This window comes from Leifsonia sp. 563 (assembly GCF_040545055.1).
Taxonomy (GTDB): domain Bacteria; phylum Actinomycetota; class Actinomycetes; order Actinomycetales; family Microbacteriaceae; genus Leifsonia.
In genome coordinates, this window is record NZ_JBEPLE010000006.1 from 122,056 (window position 1) to 137,373 (window position 15,318).

The 15,318-nt window shown below is 70.0% G+C and carries 13 protein-coding genes; 7 read left to right on the forward strand and 6 right to left on the reverse strand.

The features are described from left to right. Window positions 1–24 precede the first annotated feature (24 nt). Entirely contained in the window at window positions 25–447 is a 423-nt protein-coding gene (locus tag ABIC47_RS16040; protein ID WP_354481914.1) for an RDD family protein, read from the forward strand. Window positions 448–564: 117 nt separating this feature from the next. On the opposite strand, the gene ABIC47_RS16045 is transcribed toward ABIC47_RS16040, so the two are convergent. From ABIC47_RS16045 to lipB, 3 genes are all read right to left on the reverse strand, one after another. Then, window positions 565–1,260, reverse strand: a complete 696-nt coding sequence (locus tag ABIC47_RS16045) for a DUF4191 domain-containing protein (protein WP_020077407.1) — start codon at window positions 1,258–1,260, stop codon at window positions 565–567. Between the two features lie 62 nt (window positions 1,261–1,322). Further along, window positions 1,323–2,312: a lipoyl synthase gene (gene lipA, locus ABIC47_RS16050; RefSeq protein ID WP_354481917.1), complete on the reverse strand. Its 990-nt coding sequence runs from the start codon at window positions 2,310–2,312 to the stop codon at window positions 1,323–1,325. Next, a complete protein-coding gene (lipB, locus tag ABIC47_RS16055; protein WP_354481920.1) occupies window positions 2,309–2,968 on the reverse strand; it encodes a lipoyl(octanoyl) transferase LipB in 660 nt (219 codons plus the stop codon). The genes lipA and lipB overlap by 4 nt, the downstream gene beginning before the upstream one ends. Before the next feature lie 115 nt (window positions 2,969–3,083). Between lipB and ABIC47_RS16060 the strand changes: the two genes are divergently transcribed. Further along, the gene (locus ABIC47_RS16060; RefSeq protein WP_354481923.1) at window positions 3,084–4,589 is read left to right on the forward strand and encodes a hypothetical protein; all 1,506 of its coding nucleotides are present in this window, start codon (window positions 3,084–3,086) and stop codon (window positions 4,587–4,589) included. A 5-nt stretch (window positions 4,590–4,594) separates the two neighbouring features. Here ABIC47_RS16060 and sucB read toward each other — a convergent pair whose 3' ends face one another. The 3 genes from sucB to ABIC47_RS16075 all read right to left on the reverse strand — a co-directional run bounded on the left by sucB (window position 4,595) and on the right by ABIC47_RS16075 (window position 9,237). Beyond that, window positions 4,595–6,193 carry a 2-oxoglutarate dehydrogenase, E2 component, dihydrolipoamide succinyltransferase gene (gene sucB / locus ABIC47_RS16065; protein ID WP_354481925.1) on the reverse strand — a complete coding sequence of 533 codons (1,599 nt, stop codon included), beginning with the start codon at window positions 6,191–6,193 and terminating at the stop codon, window positions 4,595–4,597. Between the two features lie 79 nt (window positions 6,194–6,272). Further along, complete coding sequence (gene lpdA / locus ABIC47_RS16070; protein ID WP_029043022.1) at window positions 6,273–7,646, reverse strand: dihydrolipoyl dehydrogenase; 1,374 nt, start codon at window positions 7,644–7,646, stop codon at window positions 6,273–6,275. 106 nt (window positions 7,647–7,752) lie between these two features. Beyond that, window positions 7,753–9,237 carry a leucyl aminopeptidase gene (locus tag ABIC47_RS16075; protein WP_354481929.1) on the reverse strand — a complete coding sequence of 495 codons (1,485 nt, stop codon included), beginning with the start codon at window positions 9,235–9,237 and terminating at the stop codon, window positions 7,753–7,755. 119 nt (window positions 9,238–9,356) lie between these two features. Between ABIC47_RS16075 and ABIC47_RS16080 the strand changes: the two genes are divergently transcribed. From ABIC47_RS16080 to ABIC47_RS16100, 5 genes are all read left to right on the forward strand, one after another. Continuing rightward, window positions 9,357–10,286 carry a proteasome assembly chaperone family protein gene (locus ABIC47_RS16080; protein ID WP_018191303.1) on the forward strand — a complete coding sequence of 310 codons (930 nt, stop codon included), beginning with the start codon at window positions 9,357–9,359 and terminating at the stop codon, window positions 10,284–10,286. Between the two features lie 71 nt (window positions 10,287–10,357). Next, window positions 10,358–11,689 (forward strand): MFS transporter, encoded by a 1,332-nt coding sequence (locus ABIC47_RS16085; protein WP_018191302.1) that lies wholly within the window; start codon window positions 10,358–10,360, stop codon window positions 11,687–11,689. Window positions 11,690–11,925: 236 nt separating this feature from the next. After that, on the forward strand, window positions 11,926–13,299 hold the full coding sequence (locus tag ABIC47_RS16090; protein WP_354481932.1) for an RNA polymerase sigma factor: 1,374 nt from the start codon (window positions 11,926–11,928) through the stop codon (window positions 13,297–13,299). Between the two features lie 4 nt (window positions 13,300–13,303). Then, window positions 13,304–14,578: a MurT ligase domain-containing protein gene (locus ABIC47_RS16095; RefSeq protein WP_018191300.1), complete on the forward strand. Its 1,275-nt coding sequence runs from the start codon at window positions 13,304–13,306 to the stop codon at window positions 14,576–14,578. Continuing rightward, window positions 14,575–15,291, forward strand: a complete 717-nt coding sequence (locus tag ABIC47_RS16100; RefSeq protein WP_020077416.1) for a type 1 glutamine amidotransferase — start codon at window positions 14,575–14,577, stop codon at window positions 15,289–15,291. The genes ABIC47_RS16095 and ABIC47_RS16100 overlap by 4 nt, the downstream gene beginning before the upstream one ends. The last annotated feature ends 27 nt before the right edge of the window (window positions 15,292–15,318 follow it).

Consider the following 15,318-nt stretch of genomic DNA (forward strand, 5'->3'; position numbering starts at 1 on the left):
GGGAGCTCTCGATAGACTCGGCGGGTGCCGCAGAATCCCGCCAGCCGCCCCGGCGACATCGCCCCCAGTCGTTACCCGGGGGAGCGCCTCGGACTGCCCGAGGCCGGTCCGCGGTCCGTCGGACGGGTGGGACGGCGGATCGCGGCGATCGCCATCGACTGGGCCATCGCATCCCTGCTGTCGTTCGCGTTCTTCCGTTACGACTCGTGGGCGACGATCTCGATCTTCGCCGTGCTGCAGATCGTGTTCATCCCGACTCTCGGGGGCAGTGTCGGCCACAGGGCGCTCGGGATGCGCGTCGTCGCCGTGCGCGGCGGCTGGGTCGGGGTGTGGCGTCCGATCGTCCGGACGCTGCTCCTCTGCATCGTGATCCCGGCGCTGGTCTGGGACTCCGACCAGCGCGGCTTCCACGACAAGATCGCCGGCACCGTCCTCATCCGCGCCTGACGCGGTTCCCACCCACCGTCGAGTACGCAAAAACTGCACGGTTTCCGGGTGGGATCCGTGCAGTTTTTGTGTACTCGACGGCGGGCGGAGCGGCCCGACGGAGGGGGAGTGCGAGGGTCAGCGCGCGCGCTGAGCGCGCACCTTCATAGGGTCGATGCCCTTCGGGATCGGCATCTGGTTCTCCATCGACTGGAGGCGGTTGCTGATCGCGAGCACCTCGGCCTTGGTGAGGGTCGGCTTGATCTTGGCGAGGGTGCGCGGCACCTTGTGCAGCGGCACGGAGTCGGCGTCCGGCCCGACGCTGATGACGGTGACCGGAACGTTCGGGAGCACGCGGTTCACCTTGCGGCGCTCCTCGTCGATCATGCGCTTGGTGCGGGTCACCGGGCCCTCGCTGATGAGCACAACGCCGCCGCGACCGGTCGCCCGGTACACCGCATCCTGCGTCTTGCCGTTGACGGCGACCGGCATCTCGGAGCCGCGCCAGCTGCGCTTCAGCGACGAGCGGAGCACCGCGCCGACGGCGCCCGGCTGCCCCTCGATCTGCGAGTACGCGGCACGCTCGGCGCGACGACCGAGGATGATCAGCGCGATCAGGACGCCGGCGAGCACACCCGCGAGGATCCACAGCACCATCGTGAAGATGTTGCCGCCGGAGAGGAACACGGCGAGCAGGATGCCGAGGATGATCGGCAGGACAGCCCCGAGGACGATGTACAGCACCGCGCGGTTGTCGTACCGGCGGGTCATCTGGAACACCTGCCACATCTGCTTCAGACGGCCGGGCTCCTTGGTGGACTTGTCCTTTGCCATAGCTTCAAGGATACCGGCTCGGCGGCGTTCCAGATGACCCGTTCGCTGCGGGGAGAGGGCTCTCAGGAGACGGCCTGCGCGAAGCCGAGCGTCGCGTCGGCGAGGTGCCTCAGCTCGTCCGGCACCGGCCGTCCCTTCGCCTGCATGGATTGCGCCCACAGCCGTCCCGCTCGGTACGACGAGCGCACCAGCGGTCCCGCCAGGACGCCGAGGAATCCGATCTCCTCCGCCTCCTGCTTGAGCTCGACGAACTCGTCGGGATGCACCCACCGCGCCACCGGCAGATGGCGCGGGCTCGGCCGCAGGTACTGCGTGATCGTGATGATGTCGGTTCCCGCGTCGTGGAGGTCGCGCAGGGCTGTGCTGATCTCGTGGCGCTCCTCGCCCATCCCGAGGATGAGGTTGGACTTCGTGATCAGCCCGGCGGACCGGCCCTGTGTCAGCACGTCCAGCGAGCGGTCGTAGCGGAACGCGGGCCGGATGCGCTTGAAGATGCGCGGGACCGTCTCCACATTGTGGGCGAACACCTCCGGGCGGGCGGAGAACACCTCGCCGAGGTGGTCGGGGTTGCCGGAGAAGTCGGGCACGAGGATCTCGACCCCGGTGCCCGGCGACTGGCGGTGGATCTCGCGGATCGTCTCCGCGTACAGCCACGAGCCCTCGTCCTCCAGGTCGTCGCGCGCGACGCCCGTCACCGTCGCGTATCGGAGGCCCATGCGCTCCACGGACTCTGCGACGCGTCGGGGCTCGTCGCGGTCGAACTCCGCCGGCTTGCCCGTGTCGATCTGGCAGAAGTCGCAACGGCGCGTGCACTGCGAGCCGCCGATGAGGAAGGTCGCCTCCCGGTCCTCCCAGCACTCGTAGATGTTGGGACAGCCGGCCTCCTGGCAGACCGTGTGCAACTCCTCGGACTTCACCAGGCTCTGCAGCTGCCGGTACTCCGGCCCCATCTTCGCCTTGGTCTTGATCCACTCGGGCTTCCGCTCGATCGGCGTCTGGGCGTTGCGAACCTCGAGGCGCAGCATCCGGCGCCCCTCGGGTACGGCGCTCACGCGACGGCCTCCGCAGCGGTGAACTCCAGGTCGAAGGCGTCCATGACGAGCGGCGCGACGTCCTGCGGTGTCACGGTGCGGCCGAGGACCCGGGAGATCGTGGTCACGCCGGCGTCGCGGATGCCGCAGGCGATGATGCGGTCGTAGGCGTCGAGGCTGTTGGAGCAGTTGAGCGCGAACCCGTGCATGGTGACGCCCTCGGCGACGCGGATGCCGATGGCGGCGATCTTCTCGTCCCTGGTGGCTCCGGGGTTGTGCTCGGGTCGCATCCACACGCCGGAGCGGCCCTCGATCTGCACCCCGGTGACGCCGACGCGCGCGAGCACGTCGATGAGCACCCGTTCGAGCGCGCGGACGTAGCCGACGACGTCGATGGGGTCGTGGAGGCGGAGGATCGGGTACCCCACGAGCTGACCCGGTCCGTGCCAGGTGATCTTGCCTCCCCGGTCGACGTCGACGACGGGGGTGCCGTCGTCGGGACGTTCGTCCGGTGAGGTCCTTTTGCCCGCGGTGTACACCGGCGGGTGCTCGAGGAGGATGACGGTATCGGGCGCCCGGCCTGCGACGACGGCGGCGTGCAGGGCACGCTGCTGTTGAAGGGCCTCGAGATACGGCACGGAGTTGGCGCTTAGCCCCGTGACGTCATACGTGGTCACAGGGCCAGTCTATGCGCGGGGCGCGTTCGGTGTTCACAGGCGGACGAGTGGATGCGTTATGCACAGATCCGCGGACGGGCGACCTCGTCGGCCGGCGGTGGGATGGGATGGATGTGTGACTTCCTCTCCCGTCTCCCTTCGTTCATCGTCCATCCCGCCCTCGGCGTCCGCGCGTTCCGCCGACCGCGCCCCGGCCGAGGCCGAACTCCTGCGTGTGGCCCGGACGATCGCCGCCGCCGAAGGGTGGGAGGTGGATGCGCCGACCTGTCAGGTGCGCGGCGAGCCGCCGCACGAGATCCGGGTGGCGGTATCCGGTGGGCGGCTCCCGGGGCGGCGTCTCTTGCGGGTGCGGGAGCGTGCTCCCGGGGTGGCCGCCGACAGTGCCGACATCGCCGCGCGTGTTGCGGCGATCAGCGAGCATGTGGTCGGTGTGGTGGCACAGCTTCCGGACCGGCGCGTGCGTGGGAGAGAGGTGGATGCTGTGCTCCTGGACTATCCGGAGCACGGAGACCTCGACGGCCTTCTCGCACGGAGGGGAGGCGTGCGTTCGGGCGAGGCGGCGACCATCCTGCTCGGGGCCGCTGCCGGACTGGCCGCCCTGCACTCCTCCGGCTGGGCCGGACCGGGACTGACCGGTTCGGGGATCGTATTCCTCGGCGACGGCTGTCCGGCCCTCGACGCGCTCGACGACGTGGGGCCGTGGACCGCCGACGCCGCCGTGACGGACGCGGAGCGCTTCTACGCCCTGGCTCGGACGATCTGCCTGAAGGTGGTGGATGGATTCGGGATGCGGCTGCTGGCCGCTGTGGAAGCCGGGCTCCGTCGCGGGCGCTGGCCGGCCGTCGCGGACTCCGTTCTGCACGTGGTGGCGCCGGAACCTGTGGGGCTGGAACAGTCCACGCTCGACGACGTCGAGCCCGTCGAACGTCGGACGTCTTCGAGTCGCGTCGGGCGGGCCGCCGTGCTGGTGAGCCGGGCCATGGACCTGCTCGACGGTCGACCGGGGCGTGCTCTCGGTGAACGGATCCGGACGACGCTGCGGCGGAGGCCCGCGTTGGTTGCGGCTGCGGCGGTGCCGGTGGTGGCGGCGCTCGCGTTCGTCGCGCTATCGCCGGCACCCGGCTCGTCGCCGCAGACGGCGGCGACGCGGATGGCGACACTGGCGCCGACTCCGTCGCCGTTCGGCCGGACGGCGACGGCGACGCCGACGCCGCCGCCTTCGTCGTCCGCGGTGGCGCCTGCGGCTGTCGCAGAGGCTGCGGTCGGGGCGGGCGAGGCCGCCGGCGGCTCGGCGACGGAGGATCCGGTGGATGCGGCCCGCGCCGTGCTCGACGCTCGGCATTCGTGCTTCACGGCGCGGACCGCCCATTCCGACTGCCTGACGGGCGTCCTCGACGAGGGCTCGCCCGTGGTCGCGGAAGAGACGGCTGCGTTGGGTGCGGAGGGTGCCGCCGCGAAGCGCGACTTCAGCGGCGCGACGCTGTCGCTGGTCGAACGGTGGGGTGGTGCCGCCCTCGTCAGCGCCGCCCCGGACTCCACCCGCACCCCGAAAAGCGAACCGGCCTCGCTCCTGCTGGTGAGGAGCGAGGCCGGTTGGCGGCTACGGGCGGTGTACCCGTGAGCGGATCAGATTCCGAGGTTGGCCTCGAAGTTGCCGCCCTCGAGACGGTTCTTGACCGCGACGAGGAAGCGGGCCGCGTCGGCACCGTCCACGATGCGGTGGTCGTACGAGAGAGCGAGGTACACGGTCGAACGGATGGCGATCGAGTCCGTGCCGTCGGCCGAGATGACGACCGGCTTCTTCGTGACGATGCCCGTGCCCAGGATCGCGACCTGCGGGAGGAAGACGACCGGGGTGTCGAACAGGGCGCCACGCGAACCGGTGTTCGTGAGCGTGAAGGTGCCACCGGCGAGCTCGTCCGGCTTGAGCCGGTTGTCGCGGGTGCGCTCGGCCAGGTCGGTGATCTCCTTCGCGAGACCCGCGATGTCGAGCTCGGACGCGTTGCGCACCACCGGGGTGAGCAGGCCGCGCTCGGTGTCGACCGCGATCGACATGTTCTCGTGGTCCGGGTACACGATGCTGTCGCCGTCCACCGTCGCGTTGATGACGGGATACGTCTTCAGCGCCTCGGCCGCGGCCAGGGCGAAGAAGGGCAGGAAGGAGAGCTTCACACCGGTCTTCGCGAGGAAGTCGCCCTTCACACGGTCGCGGAGAGCGGCGACCTTCGTGACGTCGACCTCGACGACGCTGGTGAGCTGCGCGGTCGACTGCATCGAGACGACGGCGCGCTCGGCGACGACCTTGCGGAGACGCGACATCGGCTGGGTCGTGCCGCGGAGCGGCGAGACCTCGGGAGCCGGAGCCGCCTCAGCAGCGGGCGCGCCACCCTGAGCCGCGGCCGGGGCAGCAGCCGAGAGGATGTCCTCCTTGCGGATGCGACCGCCGACACCGGTTCCGGTGACGGTGGAGAGGTCGACGCCCTGCTCGTTCGCGAGCTTGCGGACGATCGGGGTCACGTAGCCGGCGTTGCCGGCGTGGGCGCCCGATGACGAGCCGCCGGCGGCCGCGGGGGCCTCCGCGGCGGGCGCGGCCTGCGCGGGAGCGGCCGGAGCTGCGGGAGCGGCGGGAGCGGCAGGAGCCGCCTGCGGGGCGGGGGCAGCCTGGGCGGGTGCCGCCTGCTGTGCAGGAGCGGCGGGAGCAGCCGGAGCCGGAGCCGCGGGAGCAGCCGCAGCGGGGGCCTCCTGGGCGGGAGCGGCCTGCTGGGCAGGAGCGGCCTCCGCAGGAGCAGCCTGCGGTGCGGGCGCGGCCTGCTGCGGGGCGGGTGCGGCCTGCTCGGCGGGAGCCGGTGCGGCCTGAGCCGGTGCAGCCTCCGCGGGTGCGGCCTCCGCGGGACCAGCCTGCTCGGCCGGAGCCGCCTCGGCCGGGGCGGCCTCCGCAGGAGCGGCCTCGGCTGCCGGAGCAGCGGGCGCCTCAGCGCCTGCACCGGAGCCGTCACCGATCGTCACGAGCGCAGTGCCCACCTCGACCGTCTCGTCCTCCTGCACCAGGATCTCCTCGATGACGCCGGCGACCGGCGACGGGATCTCGGTGTCGACCTTGTCGGTCGAGACTTCGAGCAGGGGCTCGTCCACCTCGACACGGTCGCCAACGTTCTTCAGCCAGCGGGTGACCGTGCCTTCCGTGACGCTCTCGCCGAGCGCCGGGAGGCTGACGGATTCGCTCATGAGCTTCTCTCCTTCAAAACCTGATCGTTCAGTAGCTTATTGCAGCCGGGTCCGCGCGGCGCGGACCCGGCTGGTCGTCCTAGAGGGTGTGCAGCGGCTTGCCCGCGAGGTACAGGAACGCCTCGCCGAGGGACTCGTTCTGCGTGGGGTGCGCGTGGATGAGAGGAGCGATATCCTCCGGGTACGCCTCCCAGTTCACGGCCAGCTGCGCCTCGCCGATGAGCTCTCCGACGCGGGCGCCGATCATGTGCACGCCGACCACGGGGCCGTCGTTGACACGGACGACCTTGACGCTGCCGTTCGTGCCGATGATCTCGCTCTTGGCGTTGCCCGCCAGGCTGTAGTCGTAGCTGCTGACGCTGTCGGCACCGTACTTCTCGGCCGCCTTGGCCTCGGTGAGGCCGATGGAGGCGACCTCCGGGTCGCAGTAGGTGACCTTGGGGATGTTGACGTCGGGGATGACGATCGGGTTGAGGCCCGCGATCTCCTCGGCCACGAAGATGCCCTGCTGGAAGCCGCGGTGCGCGAGCTGCAGGCCGGGGACGATGTCGCCGACCGCGTAGACGCCGGGGATGTTCGTGTGCAGGCGCTCGTCGGTGATGACGAAGCCGCGGTCCATGGTGACCCCGACCTCCTCGAAGCCGAGACCCTGGGTCAGCGGGCCGCGGCCAACGGCGACGAGCAGGACGTCGGCCTCGACGGTGTCGCCGTTCTCCAGGGTGACGACGACGCCGTTCTCGTCCTGGGTGACGCCCTGGAAGCGGATGCCGAGACGGTAGTCGATGCCACGGCGGCGGAACGCGCGCTCCAGCGACTTGCTGATCGACTCGTCCTCGTTCGGGACGAGGTGCGGCAGCGCCTCGATGATGGTGACCTCGGAGCCGAACGACTTCCACACGCTGGCGAACTCGACGCCGATGACGCCGCCGCCGAGCACGGCCACCTTGCGGGGCACGAAGTCGAGCTCGAGAGCCTGCTCGCTGGTGATCACGCGGCCGCCGATCTCGAGGCCCGGAAGCGAGCGCGAGTAGGAGCCGGTGGCCAGGATGACGTTCTTGCCGACGATCGTGTCGTCGCCCACCTGCACGGTGGTCGGGGAGGTCAGACGACCCTCGCCCTCGATGACGGTGATGCCGCGCGCCTTCACCAGGCCCTGCAGGCCCTTGTACTTCTTGGCGACGATTCCCTTGCGGTACTCGCTCACGCCGTTGATGTCGACGCCCTGCAGCTGGGTCACGATGCCGTACTTCGACGACTCCCGCGAGTAGTCGGCCACCTCGGCCGCGTGGAGCAGCGCCTTCGTGGGGACGCAGCCGCGGTGCAGGCAGGTGCCGCCGACCTTGTCCTTCTCGATCATGCCGACGGTGAAACCGAGCTCGGCCGCACGCAGCGCTGCTGCGTAGCCTCCACTCCCACCGCCGAGCACCACAATGTCAAAGTTCTGCTCAGACACCCAGCTACTCCCTCGCGCATCAGGATCATGTGACACGATTTGCCGCCCAGAGGGGTGGCTCCGGGAGACGTGTTGATGGGCGGGATTTCCCGCCCATACGACCCTACTACTTCCGGGAAAAGCTCTCGGCCAGACGGATGAGCGCCCTTACGCTGACGGCGGACGGTCCCTTTCCGGTGAATCCGTACGGCGCCGCGGGGCTCTTCGCCGGGCCCGCGATGTCGAGGTGCGCCCACGGGATGCGCGGGGCGTCGTCCGCGTCGCCGGTGCGTCCGACGAACTCCTGCAGGAACACTCCCGCGAGCAGAGCGCCGCCCGCGGTGTTGCCCGGGTTGGCGTTCGCGATGTCGGCCACATCCGAGTTGATCGTCGCGCGCAGTTCGCCGGGGAGCGGCATCGGCCAGAGCAGCTCGCCGCTCTCCTTGCCCGCGGTGAGCACCTGGTCGACGAGGTCGTCGGAGCCCATCACGGCCGCGTACCGGGTGCCGAGGGCGACCATCGCCGCGCCCGTCAGCGTGGCGACGTCGACGATCGCGTCGGGCTGCTCCTCGCTGGCGGCGACCAGGCCGTCAGCGAGCACGAGCCGGCCCTCAGCGTCGGTGTTGAGCACCTCGACGGTGCGTCCGCCGCGGATGCGCAGCACGTCGTTCGGACGGATCGCCGATCCGGACGGCATGTTCTCCGCCAGGCACAGCCACGCGGTGACGCGCACGGGGAGGGCGAGACGGGCGGCGGCGAGCACGACGCCGAGCACCGTCGCGGCGCCGGTCATGTCGTACTTCATCCCGACCATCCCGGTCGCCGGCTTCAGCGACAGGCCGCCGGAGTCGAACGTGATGCCCTTGCCCACCAGCGCGAGGTGCCGCTCGGCGCCGTCGGGGGAGTAGGCGACCTTGACGAGCCGCGGCGGCCGGATCGAGCCTTGTCCGACCCCGAGGATGCCACCGAACCCCTCGACCGCGAGCTGCTCCTCGTCCCAGACGGTCACCGTCACGGGGAGGTCCGACGACGCCGCCTGCGCACGCTCGGCGAACGTCTCGGGGTAGAGGTCGAGCGGAGGAGTGTTCACCAGATCCTTCACGAGCGCAGCAGCGATGGCGATGGCGGTGGCGCGGGCGATCAGCGCTCCGCTGTCCGACGCGGCGCCGAGCACCTCGACGGACCCGACGGGATCCTTGGTCGCCGCACGGCTCTTCTCCCGGTACTCCGTGAAGGCGTAGGCGCCGAGAGCCGCACCTTCGAGCACCGCGCCGAGCTGTGCATCGCCCTCGGCGGGGAGATCGAGCGCGACCGCGGCGGTGCCCGCCAGCTGCCGCACGGCACTTCCCGCGGCGTAGCGGAGGGCGTCCTCTCCGCCCTCGGGCAGCCCGATCACCGCGAGCGACGAACCGGAACCCTGTCCGGGCAGCCGGACCAGCTCGTCCTTGCCACCACTGAACCCGACATCCCGCAACTGCTGCGCGAGCTGGTCGCGGTCGGCGCCCGACAGCACGGTCACGCTGTCGCGCGCGACTCGCGCGGCGACGACGAGCACGTCGGCGGGGCCGGAGGGGGTGGATGCGTCGGTCACGGTCAGCGCAGGAACGGTCATGCCTCGACCCTAACGCGCACGCGCGTTCCGTCCCGGCCGCCGGCCGTGTTCGCTGTGGGCGTTCCCGCACCCGGCGCGGACCCGGCTCCCCTCGCCGGGGTCCGCTCTAGAGTTGAGGTATGCGTGACCCCGGCGAACTGTTCGAGCTCAACCCGGCACTGGCCGTGCCGGAGGGATTGCCGCTCGTCGCGGGGCTGACCGGCTTCGCCGACGCGGGCTCCGGCGTGAGCCAGTTGGGCACCTATCTGCTCGGCACGCTCGACAGCGAGGTGGTCGCCACCTTCGACGCCGACATCCTCCTCGACTACCGTGCCCGTCGCCCCATCATCTACTTCGATCAGGACCACCTGACCGACTACCAGCCGGCGACTCTCAAGCTGTACCTCGCCTACGACGAGCTGCGTCAGCCGTTCCTCCTGCTCTCCGGGTTCGAGCCGGACTTCCGTTGGGAGGCCTTCACGGAGGCCGTGCTCGGTCTGATCGAGCGCTACAAGGTGAAGAGCGTGACCTGGGTCCACTCCATCCCGATGCCTGTGCCGCACACCCGGCCGATCGGCGTGACGGTGAGCGGCAACCGCACCGACCTGATCGACTCGATGTCCATCTGGAAGCCGCACACGCAGGTCCCCGCGAACGCCCTGCACCTGCTCGAGTACCGCCTGCAGCAGCTGTCGTACCCGATCGCCGGCTTCATCCTGCTCATCCCGCACTACCTTGCCGACACCGAGTACCCGGCCGCGGCCATCGCCGCCCTCGACTCGATCAGCGCGGCGACGGGGCTCATCTTCCCGACCGACCGCCTGCGGCAGGAGGACCGGGAGTTCGTCGCGAACATCGACGAGCAGGTCGCCGGCAACGCCGAGCTCGGCCGCCTGGTGGGAACGCTGGAGGAGCGGCACGACTCCTATATGGAGGACACGCAGCTGCGCTCGCCGCTGACCGACAGCGACGGCGAGCTCCCGAGCGCCGACGAGATCGCCGCCGAACTCGAGAACTTCCTCGCCTTCCGCCGCCACGGCGACGAGGAGAACGGGCGCGGCGAGCGCTGAGCGCACACGCCCGAGTGGCAGCCGCGTCGCCTCGGAGCAGCCCCTCCGGACCGCGGGCATAGGATCATTCGGTGAATTCGCGTCGCTCCTGGGTCGTCTACGGGATCGGTGTCTTCGCCTACCTGATCGCGGTCATGCAGCGCACGACCATCGGCGTCGCCGGTGTGGCCGCGACCGACCGCTTCCACGTCTCCGCGTCCGTCCTGTCGACGCTCGCGGTCGTCCAGCTGATCGTCTACGCCGGGATGCAGGTCCCGGTCGGTGTGCTCATCGACCGGATCGGATCGCGCGTCCTGATGATCGCGGGAACCGCACTCATGGTGGTCGGGCAGGTCGCCGTCGCACTCGCGCCGAGCATCGCCATCGCGATCGTCGGACGCATCCTGGTCGGGGCGGGTGACGCGACCGTCTTCACGTCGCTGATGCGGCTCACCAACTCCTGGTTCCGCGGGAAGATCGTGCCGCAGCTGTCGCAATGGATCGGCAATGTCGGCCAGCTGGGACAGGTGCTGTCGGCGGTTCCCTTCGCGCTGCTGCTGCACCTCTCCGGCTGGACGGTCGCGTTCCTCACCGCGGCCGGCCTCTCCGTGATCGCGTTGGTGGGCATCGTGGCCGCGGTCACCGACCGGCCGGTGGGGGCGAGCGAGGGCCCCAGGCCGGTCTCCTGGTCGGACTCCCTGCGGCAGCTGCGGATCAGCCTGGCGCGCCCCGGCACGCAGCTCGGGTTCTGGTCCCACTTCGTCACGCAGTCCTCCGGCACGGTGTTCAGCCTCATGTGGGGCATCCCGTTCCTCGTTTTCGCGATCGGCATCGAGCCGGCGGAGGCGTCCGCGCTGCTCACCGTGCTCGTCGGCGCCGGCCTCATCTCCGGGCCGATCCTCGGAATCCTCACCGCCCGCTTCCCGATGCGCCGCAGCAACCTGGTGCTCGGGATCGTCGCCCTGATGGCCGCCGCCTGGACGCTTGTCCTGCTCTGGCCAGGGAAGCCCCCGCTCTGGACGGTGATCGTCCTGATCGCGGCGATCGGCATCGGCGGCCCCGGATCGCTCATCGGCTTCGACTTCGCGCGCACCTTCAACCCGCTGCACAGCCTGGGGTCCGCCAACGGGATCGTCAACGTCGGCGGCTTCCTCGCGAGCTTCGTGATGATGTTCCTGATCGGCGTGTCGCTCGACGTGCAGGCGCACGGAGCGGGCGGGGATGCGGAGCTCTACCAGCTGGACCACTTCCGCTGGGCGTTCGCCATCCAGTACGTGATCGTCGGCATCGGGGTGGGTTTCCTGGTGCACGCACGACGCCGCACACGACGCAGATTGAAGGACGACGAGGGAATAGAAGTGGCCCCTCTGTGGGTTGCACTCGTCGGAGCGTGGAGGAGGCGCGGCGGGCGCGAAGCGCTGTAGGGGCGCAGGCGGCGTCCCGATTCGATCCGATATGGCCGTACGTGGTCGGGGGCTCACGTGGAACGTGCAATAATTGACGTCTGGACCCGTTCATGTCCCTGGGCCGGAGCATTCGACGATGCCCGGCGCAATCACCCAGGACTTGACATGGGTCTTAGTAGTGTCCGCACGCAAACCCTGAGCCAGGCTCGGCCGTCAGGATCCCGGCCCCTCTGCTTGGTATGAAAGGTGTTCACATGGCAACCCGTGCAGCAACGAAGACCCGCGATGCGGAGGTCGAGGTCGATGAGACCGTGACCGTCGCCGCGGACGAGACGGCGAAGCCCGCCAGGAAGACCGCCACGAAGGCGGCTCCGAAGAAGGCTGCGACGAAGACGTCTGCGAAGAAGCAGACCGCGTCGAGCAAGGCGAAGGGCAGTGCGGCGGACGACGACGACGAGATCGACGACGACGCCGAGGTCGAGATCGACGTGGAGGACGTGGCCGTCGTCGCGGACGACGACGCGGCGGCGGACGACACCGACGACGCGGAGACGACCGACGAGGCCGACTCCGACGACGCCGATGGCGACGAGACCGAGGGCAAGACGCCCGCGATCACCATCCCGGTCGGCGACATCCCGCTGCCCACGGACGCGCTCGTTCTGCGCGCCGTCGATGAGGACGACGACATCCCCGTCTACTCCTCGACGATCACCGGCGCGACGGCCGACCCGGTCAAGGACTACCTGAAGCAGATCGGTAAGGTGCCGCTGCTGAACGCGGCCGAAGAGGTCGAGCTCGCCATGCGCATCGAGGCCGGTCTGTTCGCCGAGGACAAGCTCGCGAACACCCCGAACCTGAGCAAGGAGCTGGAGCGCGAGCTGAAGTGGGTCGCCCGCGACGGCCAGCGCGCGAAGAGCCACCTGCTCGGCGCGAACCTGCGCCTCGTGGTGAGCCTCGCCAAGCGCTACACCGGTCGCGGCATGCAGTTCCTCGACCTCATCCAGGAGGGCAACCTGGGCCTCATCCGTGCCGTCGAGAAGTTCGACTACACGAAGGGCTTCAAGTTCTCGACCTACGCGACGTGGTGGATCCGTCAGGCGATCACCCGCGCGATGGCGGACCAGGCGCGGACCATCCGCATCCCGGTCCACATGGTGGAGGTCATCAACAAGCTGGCCCGCGTGCAGCGCCAGATGCTGCAGGACCTGGGCCGCGAGCCCACCCCCGAGGAGCTGTCGAAGGAACTCGACATGACCCCGGAGAAGGTCATCGAGGTGCAGAAGTACGGCCGCGAGCCCATTTCGCTCCACACCCCGCTGGGTGAGGACGGCGACAGTGAGTTCGGCGACCTGATCGAGGACACCGAGGCGGTCGTCCCGGCCGACGCGGTGGGCTTCACGATGCTGCAGAAGCAGCTGGAGAGCCTGCTCGACTCGCTCTCCGAGCGCGAGGCTGGCGTCATCCGCATGCGCTTCGGCCTCGGCGACGGCATGCCGAAGACGCTCGACCAGATCGGCGACACTTTCGGCGTGACGCGTGAGCGCATCCGCCAGATCGAGTCGAAGACGATGGCGAAGCTGCGTCACCCGTCGCGCTCGCAGTCGCTGCGCGACTACCTCGAGTAAACCGGTGCGCTACCGACTGGCGGTCATCGCCGGCCGCCTCGCCCGCTGGCTTCTGCGCCTGCGGGGAGGCGGCTCCGCGGTCCCCGGCCGTGTCGCCCTGGCCATCGCACCGAAGTTCCTGGAGCGTGCGGTCAGCCGCCTTCCGCTCGGCGTCGTGTTCGTGTCCGGCTCGAACGGCAAATCCACGACGACGAACATGCTCACCGCGATCCTGCGCGAGCACGGTCTCGACGTGTTCACGAACCCGTCCGGCGGCAACCTCCCGCAAGGCATCGCGTCCGCGCTGCTCGCCGACGTGCCGCTCGACGGCTACGTCCGAGGCGACGTCGGTGTGATCGAGGTGGATGAGGCCTACGGCGTCGACCTCGCGCGCGTGCTGAAGCCGCGCGGCTCGCTGCTGCTCAACGTCCAGATCGACCAGCTGAACCGCTTCTTCGAGCCGACCCGCGTGATCGGCATGCTGCGTTCCATCGCCGAGGGCTCCTCGGAGTTCGTGGTCGTGAACGCGGACGACGACAGCCTCGCCCGGGTGGGCGCCGAGCTGGCCGCGCAGGGGCGCGACGTCTCCACGTTCGCCGTTGCGCCGTCGATCATCGAGTCGTCGCCCAATGGGCTGGCTAACGTCAAGGACCTCACGGGCGCGGCCGCCGGCGCCCTGCCCATCCCGTCGGTGTTCGTCAGCAAGCTCGAAGTGCAGAGCGCTCAGCTGACCATCGGCGGCGAGAACGTCCGCATCGGCCTGCCCGCGCGCGGCCTGCACTACGCGGTGGACGCGGCGGGCGCGACCGCGATGGCGCGCCGGCTGCTCGGCGACCGCTTCCAGCCGAACGCCGTCGTCGCCGCCATGGCGGCCCTCCGCACGGTTTACGGCCGCGGGGAGACGCTGCACGTCGGCGACGAGGACATCGAGATCATCATGATGAAGAACCCGCCGAGCCTCCAGCTGAACCTCGACTACCTGAGCGAGTCGCCGGAGCAGGTGTTCGTCTCGGTCGACGAGGGCACGCCCGACCCGTCCTGGGTGTACGACATCGACCTGTCGAAGCTGACCCACGTGGATGTGGTGTCCGGCACGAAGGCGTGGCAGTTCGCGACGCGCTTCGCCTACGCGGGCATCGACGTCGACCAGGTCGTGCCGGAGCTGAAGCCCGCGCTGCAGGCGTTCCTGGCCCTGCCGAAGCCGTCGCGCGGCACCAAGACGATGATCGTGAACTATGAGCAGATGATGCTCATCCGCAAGCAGCTCGGCTTCCTCGACCTGGAGGGCGGCGAGCGATGACCGTGTTGCGCATCCTGCACCTGTACCCGGCCGAACTCGGGATCAACGGCGACGCGGGCAACGTGCTCGCGCTGGCCGAGCGGGCTCGTTGGCGCGGAGTCGACGTCGACGTCGTCGATCACGCGCCCGGCGCGGAGCTTCCTGCCGCCGTGGACCTCGTCCACATCGGTTCGGGTCCGCTGTCGGCGCAGCGCGCCGTTCACGACGACGTTCTCCGGATCGCGCCGCAGCTGCGCCAGTGGCGGGATGCCGGGGTGCCGTTCGTGGCGATCGCCGGAGGCTGGCAGCTGCTCGGCACGCAGCTCGAGACCCCGGAGGGTGAAGTGCTCGCCGGTGCCGCGGTCTTCCCGACGCGCGCCGCTCTCGGTGGCAAGAGGCACGTCGGCGAGATCGTGGTGCGGCTGGCGGACGGCACGACCATCGCCGGCTTCGAGAACCACTCGGCCCGTACCGTCCTCGACGGCGCCGAGTCGCTCGGCCGCGTCGTGCGCGGCACGGGCAACGACGGCTCGGTGGAGGGCGTCCTGGTCGGATCCTCGATCGGCACTCACCTGCACGGTCCGTTGCTGCCGATGAACCCCGTCCTGGCCGACCGGCTGCTCAGCACGGCCCTCCGCGGAGAGCTGCCGCCGGTGCCGCAGACGGAGCGCGTGGACCGCTACGCGACAAACGCCCGGCGCGCGATCGCGGACCGCCTCGGCGTCTCCCTCTGACTCACGCCGACAGCTCCTGACTTTTTC

Excerpts from the sequence above, each read along its gene's own strand:
- ABIC47_RS16045 (WP_020077407.1), bottom strand. The coding sequence starts at position 1,260 with ATGGCAAAGGACAAGTCCACCAAGGAGCCCGGCCGTCTGAAGCAGATG.
- ABIC47_RS16090 (WP_354481932.1), top strand. The coding sequence starts at position 11,926 with ATGGCAACCCGTGCAGCAACGAAGACCCGCGATGCGGAGGTCGAGGTC.
- ABIC47_RS16075 (WP_354481929.1), bottom strand. The coding sequence starts at position 9,237 with ATGACCGTTCCTGCGCTGACCGTGACCGACGCATCCACCCCCTCCGGC.
- ABIC47_RS16080 (WP_018191303.1), top strand. The coding sequence starts at position 9,357 with ATGCGTGACCCCGGCGAACTGTTCGAGCTCAACCCGGCACTGGCCGTG.
- ABIC47_RS16100 (WP_020077416.1), top strand. The coding sequence starts at position 14,575 with ATGACCGTGTTGCGCATCCTGCACCTGTACCCGGCCGAACTCGGGATC.
- sucB (WP_354481925.1), bottom strand. The coding sequence starts at position 6,193 with ATGAGCGAATCCGTCAGCCTCCCGGCGCTCGGCGAGAGCGTCACGGAA.